The following is a 14,925-nucleotide window of genomic DNA, read 5'->3' as shown; positions in this document are numbered from 1 at the left end:
TATTGTCTCTCACGCGCGCCGTTAGCTCAGTTGGTAGAGCAGCTGACTCTTAATCAGCGGGTCCGGGGTTCGAAACCCTGACGGCGCACCAACCAAAAACCCTGCCTCGGCAGGGTTTTTGCGTTTCAGCGTTCGAGAACTACTGCGGCCGAACATCTATCTGGCTCGATATCTGTCGGCGAGCCGGTCGCCGATGCTGGGTTCGGCTTCCTCCAACAGCATCTCCACTGCACCTGCCAGATGCGCAGCGGCATAGCCGTTGTCGCGGTACTGCACGGTTTTGAAGCGGTCGAGTTCCCTGCGTAGATCGCTGAGGGTTTCATCGCTCACATGCGCCATATGGCTACCTCCAGTCGGTGTGACCACGGCCCACATCCCTACACAGAGGTTCGACATGAGCCATCGGGTGTTGTCAGCGAATCCCGACGATGAGTCCGTCGGGATCGGCTATACCGGCGAAGGCACACGCAGCAATCCTGGCAAACGGAAAATAAGTTAGCTGCAACGCAATACCCCCTTGTCACACGTTCGTTCCGTGTTGCGGTCGAGATCAACACCCAGGTCCGACTCCCCTATTCTGACCCGACGTCGACCTTAGCTGGACACCTATGCACTAGCAACCGGTTCGGCGAGAAAGAGCCGTTCCAACCCTGCAATGCAGCGGATTTCAGTTACGGCGCCGCCACTTCGCCGAGTTGCGCGGGGTGCCCTGAGTTACCAGAAGAACCCACGTTTGCCAATCATTTTTCCCACTAAATCGGGGTAAACCGGCACAGAGAGGCCACAGACGCATCGCATGATGCGGATATCCCAGCAAACATTTCAGCAGATCTGGCACGTTTAGGCCGATACTGCGCCGCCAACCGAACACGGGCCGCCCAAGCCATCGGTCGAATTTGCCGCGAGCACCCAGGAGTCCACCGAAAAGCGATCTCCCGCCACGCCCGGATAATGTGCTGATAACCGTGGTGCTACACCGCGAATCGTGATAGAGCTCATATGTTGACGTTGACGCAAGTTACTGTCTAGTATTCAACATCAGCGCTTCCGCTGGTCAGGGCCTAGAAAGCGTGTTAATCTCGAGTTAGCTGATTAATTGCTATTCGGTACCGCGTGGCAAGTCCGCCCAGATGAGAGGTGTTAGCTGATGGCTACCGCAGGTGGCGTCGACCCCACGGCTATCTCGACCTCAGCGTTTGTTGCTGCGAATCAGCCCGTCATGGTGTATAGCTGCAGCCGTCTCGGCCGCGTCGCCAATCCGCCGAGTTTCTCGCTGACGGACTGGCTGCTGTTTCGCCGCCGCTGAGCGGTGTATTCGGTACAGGCCGCTGAGCGGCGTAATTGGGTAAAGCCGCCGAGCGGCGCGTCACCGCAGGGCACCCAAGGCGCCCTGCGGGTCGGACTCAGCGCCGCTTGATCCGTCGGACGACGACGAACACAACCAGCACACCCGCACCGGCCAACGAGGCCGTCACCGCGGGTTTCTTGATGAAGCCGATCACCGCCGACTTGAAATCGTCGGCCAGACGCTGCGGGTTGGCCCGCTCGGCCAGGGAGTCGACCGTCACCGCCAGCTGATCGCGAGCCTGATCGATGTCCCGCTTGATGCTCTCCGGGTCCCGGTTCGCCACTGTTTGCTCCTCCAAGCCGCTCCACGTCGTGCTGCCCTGCCGCACTACCCTAGATCAGCCGGAGCCGTGACGACGGAACCGGTCGACAAGAAGGGATACCCGCGCATGCCGCCAACCCCGCGCCTCGAGGTGGGAGACACCGCCCCGGCTTTCAGCCTGCCCGACGCCGACGGCAACGTCGTCAAGCTCTCCGACTACAAGGGCCGCAAGGTCATCGTGTACTTCTACCCCGCCGCCTCGACGCCCGGATGCACCAAGCAGGCATGCGACTTCCGCGACAGCCTCACCGAACTCAACGGCGCCGGACTCGATGTCATCGGTATCTCGCCCGACAAGCCGGAGAAGCTCGCCAAGTTCCGCGACAAGGAAGAGCTGACCTTCCCGTTGCTGTCCGATCCCGGACGTGAGGTGCTGACCGCGTGGGGCGCCTTCGGCGAGAAGACCATGTACGGCAAGACGGTCCAGGGCGTCATCCGCTCGACGTTCCTCGTCGACGAGAAGGGCAAGATCGCCGTCGCGCAGTACAACGTGCGCGCCACCGGCCACGTCGCCAAGCTTCGCCGCGACCTGTCCGTCTGAGTCGTCACGTCAGGACTGGGTCGTCAGCAGGAAAACCAGGTAACCGAGGTAGGCCGTGACCATCGCGGCCCCCTCGGCCCGGTGCACCTGCCTGCCTGAGACGAAGATCGGGATACAGGCCAGGCTCGCGGCCGCCATGAGCGGGATGTCGATCCACACGAGGTTGGGTGTCAGCGCCAGCCCATGCGAGGGCACCAGGCACGTGATCCCCAGGATCAGCAGGATGTTGTAGACGCTGCTGCCGAGCAGATTGCCGACCGCGATGTCGCGCTCGCCGCGCACCGTCGAGACGATCGTGGTCACCAACTCCGGGGCCGAGGTTCCGATCGCCACGACGGTCAGCCCGATGAGTGCGTCCGACACCCCGAATCCACGGGCCATCCCCACGGCCCCGCCGACCAGCCACTCGGCGCCGAGAATCACCACCGCTATGCCGGTCACGGTCATGGCAGCGTGCTGAAATGTTCCGCCGCCCAGGCGTTTCGCTTCTTGAACTGGTTCCTGCGCAGCCGGAAAGGCCTTGGCGTACTCGGCCGCCGTGGCCCGGCTCTCCCGCCGCGACATGCGAATCAGCACCACCGTGTAGACGACGGCGCCGCATACCAGGATCAGGCCGTCCAGCCGGGACAGCATCCCGTTGACGGCCAGCACCCACAGCAGTACCGCCGCCCCGGCCATCACCGGCAGGTCGAAGCGCAATGTCCGTCGTTCGATCGCCAGGGGACGAATCAGCGCACTGAGGCCGAGGATGAACAGGATGTTGACCACATTCGTGCCGGCGATGTTGCCCACTGCCAGCTCCCCGCTGCCTTCCAGCGCTGCGGTGACGCCGACCGCGAGCTCCGGAAGACTGGTTCCGATCGACACCACGGTCAGCCCGACCAACATGGGGCTGATGCCCAGCCTCGATGCCAACTGTGCGCCGCCGCGGACCATCACCTCGGCACCGACCGCCAGTGCGATCAGGCCGACGACGAACCAGCCGACGCTGCTGGCCATCTCGGGCTAGCGGGCCAGCGCTTCGAGCAGGAGCGCCTCGGCCGTGGCCGCTTTCTGCAGCACTCCCAAGTGCAGGCTTTCGTTCACGCTGTGTGCCTGGGTGCCGGGATCCTCGACTCCGGTCACCAGGATCGTCGCGGCCGGGAATGCTTCGGCGAATTCGGCGATGAACGGGATCGATCCGCCCATGCCCATGTCCACCGGATCGGTTCCCCAGGCGGTGCGGAACGCCGAACGGGCCGCGTCGTACACCGGTCCCGACGCGTCGATCGCGTAGGGCTGACCGACGTCACCCGGGGTGACCGTGACCTGGGCGCCCCACGGAACGCGGGCCCGGAGGTGGCGGGTCAGCGCCTCCAGATGCGCGTGGGCGTCGCCGCCGGGCGCGACCCGCATGCTGATCTTCGCGCGGGCACGTGGGATCAGGGTGTTCGACGCCTTGTCGATGGGTGTGGTGTCGATACCGATGACGGTGATGGCGGGCTTGGCCCACATGCGTTGCACCACTGAGCCGGAACCGATTTCGGATACGCCGTCCAACAGTCCGGACTCCTGCCGAACCCAGTCACCGCCGCGGTCCACGTCGGCCGCCGTCGCCTCGTGCAAACCGGCGACCGCGACATTGCCGTCGTCGTCGTGCAGGCTGGCCAACAGCCGCACCAACACGCTCAACGCGTCCGGCACCACCCCGCCCCACAGCCCCGAATGCAGCCCGTGGTCCAGAGTGGCCACCTCGACCACACAGTCGGCCAGTCCGCGCAGGGTCACAGTCAACGCGGGCATCTCGGTGCTCCAGTTGTCGGAGTCCGCGATGACGATGACGTCAGCCGCCAGGGCCTCCTTGTGCGCTGCCAGCAGTGCACCCAGTGACGGCGAGCCGGACTCCTCCTCGCCTTCGACGAACACCGTGACGCCTACCGGGGGTTTCCCGTCGAAGGCCCGTATCGCAGCCAGATGTGTTGCGATACCGGCCTTGTCGTCGGCGGTGCCTCGGCCGTAGAGCCGGCCGTCGCGTTCGGTGGGCTCGAACGGAGCGGAATCCCACTGGGCCGGATCCCCTTCGGGTTGCACGTCGTGGTGGGCGTACAGCAGCACCGTGGGTGTTCCGCCCGGAGGCGGATAGTGCGCGATGACCGCGGGCGCACCGCCTGCGCTGACGATACGGACCTCGGGAAAGCCTGCGTCCGCCAACAGCTTTGCGACCGCCTCTGCGCTGCGATGCACTTCGGCGCGCCGGGCCGGGTCGGCCCAGACCGACTGGATGCGGACCAGATCCTCAAGATCGGACCGCACCGACGGCAACACCTGCTGCACCCGCGCCACAACGTCACTCATGGTGACGACCCTAGCCGCTCTGTCGAGCCCGCCGAGCGTGCGCAAACTGTTGCCCAAACGCGGCGTGTCGGGCAGCAGACACGCACGCTCGCGGGGCAACGGAAGGGGTTAGGGCTCCTCGATGATGGCCACCGCGGCGGCGGTGTCGGCCTCGTGCGTGAGCGAGACGTGAATGGTCACGGTCTCAAGGTGCTTGGCGATCTCGCCGGACAGCCGCACCTTGGGCCGGCCCCACATGTCGGTGACCACCTCGATGTCTCGGTGGATCCCCTCCGGCAGGGCCGGCCGCTTGGAGAAACGCGAGCTCGACCAGGCCTTGATCACGGCTTCCTTGGCCGCCCACCGAGCCGCCAGGTGCCGGGCCGCCGACGAACTCTTGTCCGCGGCGTCCCGGCGCTCACCTGGGGTGAACGTCTCGGCGAATACGGTTCCCGGCCGGTCTACCTGCTCGGCGAAATCAGGTATGGAAACCAGATCGATGCCTACTCCCACAATCGCCATGGAAGCGAACCTAGCTCACCTCTCCGTGCGCGCACTCACCGCACATAGAGATCGTCATCACCAAGTCGGGCGTCCACGTTCAGCAACATCGCCGCTTCCTGACGCTTCTCCGGCACATCGTGGTCGAAGCGGCGGTCGGCCGGCTTCTCGTACATCGGACGGCCACCGGCGATCGCCCCGGCCAGGCGGCGCTGACCGGCCAGCGTGCGCTGCTCGGCACGCTTGCGGTAGTCGTCGCGCTCGGCCGGATCCAGCGCCGCGATGAACGCCTCCGGGTGCACCAGGGCAACCAGGCCCGACACGTGACCGAACCCGAGGCTGGTGACCAGACCGGCCTTGAGCGGGAACTTGCCGCGCAGGTCGAGGGTCTCGCGCACCCAGACGAAGTGGCCGGAGGTGGCCAGCTCGTCGTCGACGCAGTCCAGGCTGCGGTTCGGCGGGATGACGCCGTCGCGCAGGATCTGGCACAGACCCATCATCTGGAACACCGCCGCGCCGCCCTTGGCGTGCCCGGTCAGCGTCTTCTGGCTGACGATGAACAGCGGAGCGCCCGACGAGCGGCCCATCGAGTCGGCCAGCCGCTCGTGCAGCTCGGTCTCGTTGGGATCGTTGGCCAGCGTCGAGGTGTCGTGCTTGGAGATCACCGCGATGTCGTCGGCACCGACACCCAGCTTGGCCAGCGAGCGAGCCAGCTGCGAGTCCTTGCCGCCACGGCCGGCGCCCAGGGCACCGAGGCCCGGAGCCGGGATCGAGGTGTGGACACCGTCGGCGAAGCTCTGCGCGTAGCCGACGACAGCCAGCACCGGCAGGCCCATCCTGGCAGCGAGATCACCACGGGCCAGCAGGATCGTGCCACCGCCCTGGGCTTCCAGGAAGCCGAGACGACGACGGTCGTTGGCGCGGGAGAACTTCGAGTCGCTGATGCCCTTGGCGCGCATCATCTCGGTGTCGGCGGTGGCCGCCATGTCACCGAAGCCGATGATCGCTTCCAGGGTCAGGTCGTCGAAGCCGCCGGCGATCACCAGGTCGGCCTTGCCGAGGCGGATCTTGTCCACACCCTCCTCGACCGAGACGGCCGCGGTGGCGCAGGCGCCGACCGGGTGGACCATCGCGCCGTAGCCGCCGACGTAGCTCTGCATGACGTGTGCCGCAACAACGTTCGGCAGCACCTCCTGCAGGATGTCGTTCGGCTTGGCCCGGCCCAGCAGGTTGCCGTGGTACATGGTCTGCATCGAGGTCATGCCGCCCATGCCGGTGCCCTGCGTGGAGGCCACCAGACTCGGGTGCACCCAACGCATCAGCTCGGTCGGGGTGAAGCCCGAGGACAGGAACGCGTCCACCGTCGCGACGATGTTCCACAGCGCAACCCGGTCGATCGAGTTGGCCATGTCCGGGGTGATGCCCCACACCGTCGGGTCGAACCCGGTCGGGATCTGGGCGCCGACCGTGCGCGACAGCTTGGTCTTGCGCGGAACCCGAATCTCGGTGCCCGCCTTGCGGATCACCTGCCAGTCGCTGGAGTCCGGCACCGGCCGGGCCACGGTGTGCTCGGGGTCGAAGGACACGAACGCCCGGGCGTCGGCCTCGCTGGAGACGACGAAGCTGAAGTCCTTGTCCAGGAACACGCTGACCAGCAGCGGCGAGGCGTGATCGGGGTCGATCGCACCGTCGTCGACGAATTCGCGGATGCCGCAACGTTCCACCACGGCGTCGTGGTAGCGGTCCACGATCTCCGATTCGGGCACCAGCTCACCGGTCTCGGTGTCGTACCAGCCGGCCTTGGGATCGTCTTCCCACTTGACCAGGCCGGTCGTCCAGGCCAGCTCCAGCACACCGGCCGCCGACAACTCGCCGGAGACCTCCATCTCGAAGCGGGTCCGCGACGAGCCGTACGGCCCGAGTTCGGCGCCACCGACGATGACCACCAGGTCCGCCGGGTCGACGTCCAGATCGGCCCAATCCGGCGCGGGGGCCGGGTTGTGTCCACGCGGCGGGGACGGCAGCGCCGAGATGGCACCTTCGTCCTCGTCGTCATCGGCATCGCCTGCGGCACTGGCCATGTCCTCGCGGGCCTTGGCAGCCAGCTCGGCCATGTCGATCTTGATGTCACCCAGTCCGCCGGTCAGGTCCGCCTTGATCGGGGCGTTCGCCGCCGACACCTTGGCGTCCACCGTGCACAGGTTGAGCAGCATGGCTGCCATCTCCGCGCTGCTGTAGGTGGTGACGCCGGCCTCCTCGACCGCGCTGACGATGGCATCGTTGTGCCCCATCAGCCCGGTGCCCTTGGTCCAGCCGATCAGCGCATGCGCCAGGCTGACCCGCTCGGCCCACGAGGCTTCCGCACTCCAGCGGTTCACCAGAGCGTCGAGTGCGGACTTGGATTCGCCGTAGGCACCGTCGCCACCGAACATGCCGCGGTTGGGCGAGCCCGGCAGCACCACGTGCAGCCGCGAGGCGATGTCGCGCTCGGCACCGATCGTCGACAGCCCGCCGATGAGCCGCTGCACGGCCCACAGCAGCACCTTCATCTCCATCTCGGAGCGTGAACCCGCCTCCGACAGGTCCCCGGCCACGCGCGGTGCGGCGAACGGGAACAGCAGCGTCGGGGTCTGTGCGTCCTTGAGGTGGATCGATTGCGGCCCAAGGCTTTCGATCTGCTCGCTACCGACCCACTCGACCAGCTTGTCGATGTCGGAGTAGGACGCCATGTTGGCCGGGACCACCCACAGGGTGGCGCCGAAGCGGGCGTTCTCGCGGTAGAGCTCCTTGTAGAACGCCAACCGGTCGTCGTCCAGGCGCGAGGTGGTGGCGACGACGGTGGCGCCGCCGTCGAGCAGCTGCCCGACGACCGACGAGGCGATCGAGCCCTTCGACGCACCGGTCACCACGGCGACCTCGTTGCTGTAGCGGCCCTTGCCCGGGTTCTCCGCTCCGGCCGCGATACGACCGAACAGCGAGGCGTGGATGGTGCGGCCTGCGGCCAAGGCCTTGCCCTGCCACCAATTCGCCTGCGTGGCAACGACGTGTCCGGCGCCTTCGAACCGCTCCGACAAGTGCGGCCATTCGGCGTCGATCTCGCCCTCGTCGGCCAGCCACAGCTTGACGAGGTCCTCGCGGGCGCTGGCCCAGCGGTCGTCGAACACGACGGCCTTCTTGGCGTCGAACGCCGGAGCAACCAGTCGCGGCCAGTCCGAACCGAGTTCGGTGGTGACCAGGTCGATCAGCTCGGCGTCGGTCGCCGCCTCGGGGGCACCCACGGGGGCATCCAGACCGAGCTGACCCAGAATCGTGCGCGCGGCCGAGGCCAGCACGCCGTCGGGACCGGTGACCTTCTCGGCGAACTCGTTGAGCGCGGCCGAATCCACCACGCCACCGCCACCGGCACCGCCGGCCGAGGGCAGGCTCACCGGCACACCCTGGCGGGCACCCACCGCGACGACCGCGGCATCGATGACCTTGTCGACGTCGGCGGCACTCGCCAGCGCGCCTGGGTGCAGACCACCCAGATCGCCGCCGCGAACGCTGCTGCCCTCACGGGTGCCCAAGGCCACCTCGACGGTGACGTGCTTGGCCCAGCCCGGACCCAGCTCCCAGGTCTTGGTGACCCGCTCGGCGATGTAGCCCGGGCGCTTGCCCGACGGCCCGAACACCGTGCGCAGCTGATCGTTGATGGCATCCGAGAGCACCGGGCCGAACGGCTTGTAGGTCCGGGCCAGCTTGCTGACCTGACCCTTCAGCGCGCCCAGATCCGCCTCGGCGGCACCGTCGATCGCACCAAGGTTCAGCTCGGAACCCAGGTCGACCAGCAGCTGGTTGCGGCGCGAGGACGCACCGTCGGTGATGGACTCGATGGAGTCCAGCGCCTCGATCTGGTCGATGCGCATCTTGGCGCTCAACGCGATCAGGCCGACCGTGGCATCGGCAGCGTCGAATCCGATGTCGTCCGGGCGGGGACCGCCCGACGGAGCGGCCGGTGCGGCCGCCGGTGCCGGGGCTGCCTCGGCGGCAGGAGCGGCTTCGGATTCCGCTGCCGGGGACGGCTCTTCGGCCTCGGGCTCCGGCTCCGGATCGGTGTCGCTGGCGAACAGCACCGCGGCATCGCGCTCGGCGTTGAGCACCTCGACGGTGCTGTGGGCGTACTCCGCCAGCTTCAGCGTGTTGGTGGCCAGTCCGGCGACCGTCGGCGCGTTCTTCACGCCGATCTCGACGAACCGCTCGACGCCGAGGCCTCCGGCGGCCTCTTCGATGAACAGCAGGTCCTGGGTCTCGATCCAGCGCACCGGGCTGGCGAACTGCCAGGCCAGCAGCTCGATGACGACCTTGCGGCACAACTCGATCGGCCGCTCGTTACGCCAGGTGTCGTAGTCGGCGAGGATCTCGTCGAGCGGCTCGGCCGGCACCAGATCGCGGATCTCCTGGATGAAATCGCGGTCCAGCGTGAACGGCCGGGGCACCAGGTTCGGGATGTAGCGGCCGACCACCAGCTCCGGATCGCGATCACGCGGCAGGACGCGCTCCAGGCTGCGCCGGAAGTCGTCCACGCCCACCCGCAGCACACTGGAGTGGAACGGCACGTCGATGCCCGGCACCAGGATGAACGACCGCTTGCCGCCGCTGATCTCGCGGCGACGCTCGACCTCTTCCTCCAGGGCCTCCAGACCGCGCACGGTCCCGGCGATCGCGTACTGCGAACCGCGCAGGTTGAAGTTCACGATCTGCAGGAATTCGCCTGTGCGCTCGGCGATCTCGGCGACGAACGCCTCGACGTCCTCGTCGGCGAGATCGATCTGCGACGGCCGGATCGCGGCCAGGCGGTAGTTCGACCGGCCCCGCTCGTCGCGCGGCACGATGTCGTGCATCTTGGAGCCGCGGTGGAACACCGCCTCCAGCAGACCTTCGAGCTCGATGACGCCGGACACACAGGCCAGCGCGGTGTACTCACCGACGGAGTGACCGCAGGCGATCGCGCCTTCGACGAACGCGCCCTGCTCACGCATCTCGGCAACCTGGGCCGCAGCCGTCGTCGCCATGGCGACCTGGGTGAACTGCGTCAGGTACAGCACGCCCTCGGGGTGCTCGTAGTGCACACCGGAGGCGATCAGCGACGTCGGGTTGTCGCGGACCACGTGCAGCACCGAGAAGCCCAGGGTGTCGCGGGTGAACTTGTCGGCCTTGTCCCACACCTTGCGGGCGGCCTTGGACCGGGCCCGGACCTCCATGCCCATGCCCTTGGACTGGATGCCCTGGCCGGGGAACGCGTAGACGGTCTTGGGTGCGGCCAGGCGTGCGGTCGCGGCCATCACCAGCTCGGAGCCGATGCGGGCCTGGACCTCGACAACCTCTGCGCCGACGTCGATTCCGACCCGGTCGACCCGGAAGTCGACCTCGTCGCCCGGCTTGACCATGCCCAGGAAGCGGGCGGTCCAGCCGACCAGCTTGGCCGGCGGGATCGGCTTGCCGTCGGTGGCGGTGACGACGTGCTGTGCGGCAGCCGACAGCCACATGCCGTGCACGATCGGCGATTCCAGGCCGGCCAGCAGTGCGGCCGCCCGGTCGGTGTGGATCGGGTTGTGGTCACCGGAGACCACGGCGAACGGCCGCATGTCCACGGGCGCACCGATCGTGACGTCGCGGCGGCGACGACGCGGGGTGTCGGTCGCGTTGTCCGAGATCGCGCCACCGGCCCGGGCCGGGTCGGTCAGCTCGGCCGCACCGGTGCGGCCGCGGATCGCGAACCGCTCTTCGAGCTTGGCCAGCTCGGTGCCGTCGGCAGCCGCGACGACAACCGAAACCGGAACCACCCGGCCCACTTCAGTGTCATGAGCGGCGGAAGCCGTTGCGGTGACGGTCAACTCGGCAGGCTCGGTCGGCAGCTCGGCCAGCAGATGAGCGGCGTGGTCCAGGTGCACCAGGCTCAGCAGACCCTCGACGACCGGGAAGCCGGAGTCGGTGGCGGCCGACCCGATCGCGGCGAACACCGCGGGCCAGCAGCGGCCGACCAGGGCGTCGGGGACGACGGTGAGCGTCGGCGCCAGCGGGGCGCCGAACGTGGCCGTGACGCCGGTGTGGTCGGCGACCTGCTCGGGGTTCCACGCGACGGTGACCTTCGCGGTCCCGTCGACGACAGGAGGAAGGGCGTCGGGTCCGTCGACGCCCGCGGCGATGGCGAGCACCGAGCGCATCGCGGTCGCGGCATCGGCGACCTCGACGACCGGCGCACCGCCGCTGCGGATGGCCTCGGTCAGGGTGAACCGGATGTCGATCCAGGTTCCCGACAGCGGCACCGACAGAACCACATGCTGATCGTCGGCAACCTCAAGCCGCGCACCCGTGGAAGGGTGTGTGGCGGAACGGTTTTGAGATCCCTCGCGAACCTGCCACTCGGAAGGCGCGGCGATCCGGTGCACCGGGTTGACCGAGGTGCGGCCGGCCCACAGCACGTCGGGGGCGTCGAGCAATACGGCCAGCGGACCGGTCACATCGCCGCGGCCCTGACGGCGCGACAGCACGGCCTGCGGCTGGGCGCCTGCGGCCAGCATCTCGTCGACGGCGGCCTGTTCGAAGCGATCCAGCAGTTCACCGACGGGCTCGTCGACCCGGGTGATGCCCGCGACGGCCTCGGTGCCGGGGATGACGCACACCTGATCGGCGTCGTAGCGCGCATCGTGGGCCTGCCACAGCGAGTCGCTGCGCCACCAGCGGCGCACGTCCTTGTCGATCACCGGGACGAAGTTGACCGGCTTGCCCAGGGTCTTGCACAGCTCGACGAAGAAGGGTACGTCGGCCGGGTGCAGCTGCACCGAAGCGGCGTCCGGGTACGCCGAGACCAGCGCGGCCAGCGCGGCCTTCGGATCCTCCAGCAGGGCCTCGCCGTCACCGGAGGCGTCGAACAGCGTCTCGATCGGACCGAAATCCTGTGCGTGCAAACGGGCTTCGGCGCGCTTGAGCATCTGCTCGAAACGGTCGCGCCAGGTGATGTCCAGCCACGGCGAGTGGTCGCGCTTGGTGTCGGCGGTGCTGTTGCCCTCGCCGATCGCCAGCTCGATGTAGCGGCGCAGCCACTGCAGGTAGGTCATGTCGGCGACGTCACCGAAGTACGGCTTGGCGGTGTTGGCCATTGCGGCGATGATCTCGTCGCGGCGCGCGGCCACCGCGTCGGCGTCGCCGGCCACCTCGTCGAGCAGCCGGCCGCAGCGCGACGCGGTGTTGTCGATCTCGTGGATGTCGGCGCCGAGCTGGCTGCGGCCGGAGGCCATACCGTTGGCGGCCTTGCCCGCACCGACCCATGCGTCGGTGCCCTTGGTGTCCACCAGCAGCTGCTTGACCTGCGGGCTGGTGGTGGCCTCGAGGGTGGCCATGGCGGCGGTGCCGACCAGGATGCCGTCGATCGGCATCAACGGGTAGCCGTGCGTGGCCGACCAGCGGCCGGACAGGTACTCGGCGGACCGCTCGGGGGTGCCGATTCCACCGCCGACGCAGATGGTGATGTTGGACCGGCTGCGCAGCTCGGAGTAGGTGGCCAGCAGCAGGTCGTCGAGGTCCTCCCACGAGTGGTGGCCACCGGCGCGGCCGCCCTCGATGTGCACGATCACCGGCTTGGTGGGCGCTTCGGCCGCGATCCGGATTACCGAGCGGATCTGCTCGACGGTGCCCGGCTTGAACACCACATGGCTGATGCCGAGGTCGTTGAGTTCGTCGATCAGCTCGACGGCCTCTTCCAGGTCCGGGATGCCGGCGCTGACCACGACACCGTCGATCGGCGCACCCGACTGACGCGCACGCTGCACCAGCCGCTTGCCACCGACCTGCAGCTTCCACAGGTACGGATCGAGGAACAGGGTGTTGAACTGGATGGCCCGGCCGGGCTCCAGCAGATCACTCAGCTCGGCGATGCGATCGTTGAAGATCGGCTCGGTGACCTGCCCGCCGCCGGCGAGTTCGGCCCAGTGACCGGCGTTTGCTGCGGCCGCGACGATCTTGGCGTCCACTGTGGTGGGGGTCATACCGGCCAGCAGGATCGGCGAGCGTCCGGTGAGCCGGGTGAACTTGGTGGAGAGTTTGACCGATCCGTCGGGCAGGCTCACCACCGTCGGGGCGTAGCTCGACCACGGGCGGGCCACCTCGGGCACCGCACCGATGGTGAACAGATTGCGCTGGCCTCCGCGGGTCGCGGCGGGGACGATCCCGATACCGAGGCCACGGACCACCGGGGCGGTCAGGCGGGTCAGGATGTCGCCGGGGCCGAGGTCGAGAATCCACCGAGCTCCGGCGTCGCTGATCTCGGTGATCTCGTCGACCCAGTCCACCTGGCTGACCAGGATGGCCTCGGTCATCTCGCGAGCCAGCTCGACATCGATTCCGACAGCCTCGGCCCAACGCGCGACGATCTCGACGCCGTCGGCCAGGCGCGGAGTGTGGAAACCGACCTCGACCTGCACCGGGTCGAAGACCGGGGCGAAGACCGCGCCGCCGCGGACTTTGCTCTTCCGCTCGGCCTCTTCCTTCTCAGCGATCTGGTTGCAGTACAGCTCGAACCGCGACAGCTGCTCAGGTGTGCCGGTGATCACAACGGAGCGACGGCCGTTGCGGATGGACAACACCGGGGGCAGCACGGTGCGCACGTCTTGGCTGAACTCTTCGAGCAGTTCGTAGATGCGCTCGGGCTCGGCATTGGTGACCGACACCATCGGCGGACGGTCGCCCAGAACGGTGATCCCGCGGCGACGGGCCACCAGAGTGCCTGCCGCGCCGATCAGCTGCGCCAGCGCCAGCAGCTGCACATCCTTGGTCCCCTTGGCTGCCAGGGCCTCGACGGCCAGCACGCCCTGGGAATGCCCGGCGACGGCCACCGGCGGGGTGGCAGTCAGGTCCATGCCCTGGCGGGCCAGTGCGCGCACCGCGGCGATCTGGGTGAGAAGGACACCGGGCACTGACACGGCGGCCGACGTCAGCTGCTTGTCGGACGGCACCGGCTCCTCGGCGGCCAGCGCGCGGACCCACTGCAGCGGCTCGAACCCGATGGGCCGAACAACGACGAGCTCGGAGGCAACCGGCTCGAGCAGCAGTTCGGCCTCGCCGGCCAGGGTCGCCAGTTCGGCCTCGATACCGGCCGAGGACACCAACTCCTCAAGAGTCTCCAGCCAGGCGCTGCCCTGGCCACCGAAGGCCACGGCATAGGGCTCTCCGGCGCTCAACCGGTCGACGAGCGCATGGGTGGAGTCAGCCTGCCGACCGTCGGATCCTGAGTCGTCGTTGCGACCGGCGGACACCCGGTCGTGTTCGTAGATCGTCACTGGCGCTATCTCCTCGTGCTGCTCTGGTGTTGTCGCGTGTGGCTGTCGCGTGCGGTGTTAGGTGTCTGTCTGCATGTCTGGGGCGGTATGGCTGCCCGGGCGACAGGCCAACGGCGATTCAGCGTCGAATCAGGCTGGAATGCAGGCCACCGGAACCCTCCGGACGGTGTCACTCACATTCCCGCCGTACTAAGAGTGTCATAAGAGCGGGTGGGCTTTTTCCGCCCAGATTGGTTACTGGCGAGTTCTACGCATGGGTAACCGCCGGTAACGTAACGCGGCACCGACTGGCGGCCAAAGTCATTCGGGACAAACGTCCTGTTGGCAGGTGGTTACGGTCGAGTAGCCACAACTGCGCAGATCAAGGCAGTATTGTTATCGAATCGTTATCTAAATTTTCCGCCGCATCCGAGGCTGCGAAGAGGCCGCGAACCAGCAGACAATCGGGCCGAATCTGTCTAGCGAATGCCACACGTCCGTGCAGAAAGTTTGCTGGAATATCTTACTCGCCGGTAACTATTCGGTCCCACCGACCGAATCGCGGCTTGAGGACGTCATCGATGTCGACCCCATGCCACCACGTTGCG

At 67.6% G+C, this 14,925-nt stretch carries 8 protein-coding genes and 1 tRNA gene; 3 read left to right on the top strand and 6 right to left on the bottom strand.

Features of this window, described 5'->3' with window-relative positions:
- Positions 1-15 precede the first annotated feature (15 nt).
- Positions 16-91: transfer RNA gene (locus ACNQR1_RS14070), tRNA-Lys, on the top strand.
- Between the two features lie 65 nt (positions 92-156).
- Here the strand turns inward: ACNQR1_RS14070 and ACNQR1_RS14065 are convergent.
- Positions 157-339: a hypothetical protein gene (locus ACNQR1_RS14065; protein ID WP_418046841.1), complete on the bottom strand. Its 183-nt coding sequence runs from the start codon at positions 337-339 to the stop codon at positions 157-159.
- An 808-nt stretch (positions 340-1,147) separates the two neighbouring features.
- Between ACNQR1_RS14065 and ACNQR1_RS14060 the strand changes: the two genes are divergently transcribed.
- Positions 1,148-1,306, top strand: a complete 159-nt coding sequence (locus tag ACNQR1_RS14060) for a hypothetical protein (protein WP_418046840.1) — start codon at positions 1,148-1,150, stop codon at positions 1,304-1,306.
- Positions 1,307-1,403: 97 nt separating this feature from the next.
- Here ACNQR1_RS14060 and ACNQR1_RS14055 read toward each other — a convergent pair whose 3' ends face one another.
- Complete coding sequence (locus tag ACNQR1_RS14055; protein ID WP_044524135.1) at positions 1,404-1,631, bottom strand: DUF3618 domain-containing protein; 228 nt, start codon at positions 1,629-1,631, stop codon at positions 1,404-1,406.
- A 105-nt stretch (positions 1,632-1,736) separates the two neighbouring features.
- On the opposite strand from ACNQR1_RS14055, the gene bcp reads away from it, so the two are divergent.
- Entirely contained in the window at positions 1,737-2,210 is a 474-nt protein-coding gene (gene bcp / locus ACNQR1_RS14050; RefSeq protein ID WP_418050364.1) for a thioredoxin-dependent thiol peroxidase, read from the top strand.
- A gap of 9 nt (positions 2,211-2,219) precedes the next feature.
- Here the strand turns inward: bcp and ACNQR1_RS14045 are convergent, their stop codons facing one another.
- From ACNQR1_RS14045 to ACNQR1_RS14030, 4 genes are all read right to left on the bottom strand, one after another.
- Positions 2,220-3,209 (bottom strand): calcium/sodium antiporter, encoded by a 990-nt coding sequence (locus ACNQR1_RS14045; RefSeq protein ID WP_418046839.1) that lies wholly within the window; start codon positions 3,207-3,209, stop codon positions 2,220-2,222.
- A 6-nt stretch (positions 3,210-3,215) separates the two neighbouring features.
- On the bottom strand, positions 3,216-4,544 hold the full coding sequence (locus ACNQR1_RS14040; RefSeq protein WP_418046838.1) for a dipeptidase: 1,329 nt from the start codon (positions 4,542-4,544) through the stop codon (positions 3,216-3,218).
- A gap of 108 nt (positions 4,545-4,652) precedes the next feature.
- Positions 4,653-5,045 carry a holo-ACP synthase gene (locus ACNQR1_RS14035; RefSeq protein WP_090432005.1) on the bottom strand — a complete coding sequence of 131 codons (393 nt, stop codon included), beginning with the start codon at positions 5,043-5,045 and terminating at the stop codon, positions 4,653-4,655.
- Between the two features lie 35 nt (positions 5,046-5,080).
- A complete protein-coding gene (locus tag ACNQR1_RS14030; protein ID WP_418046837.1) occupies positions 5,081-14,338 on the bottom strand; it encodes a fatty acid synthase subunit beta domain-containing protein in 9,258 nt (3,085 codons plus the stop codon).
- Between the last annotated feature and the right edge of the window lie 587 nt (positions 14,339-14,925).

Source organism: Mycobacterium sp. 48b, assembly GCF_048282725.1.
GTDB lineage: Bacteria > Actinomycetota > Actinomycetes > Mycobacteriales > Mycobacteriaceae > Mycobacterium.
This window is presented reverse-complemented; position numbering and strand designations above follow the sequence as displayed.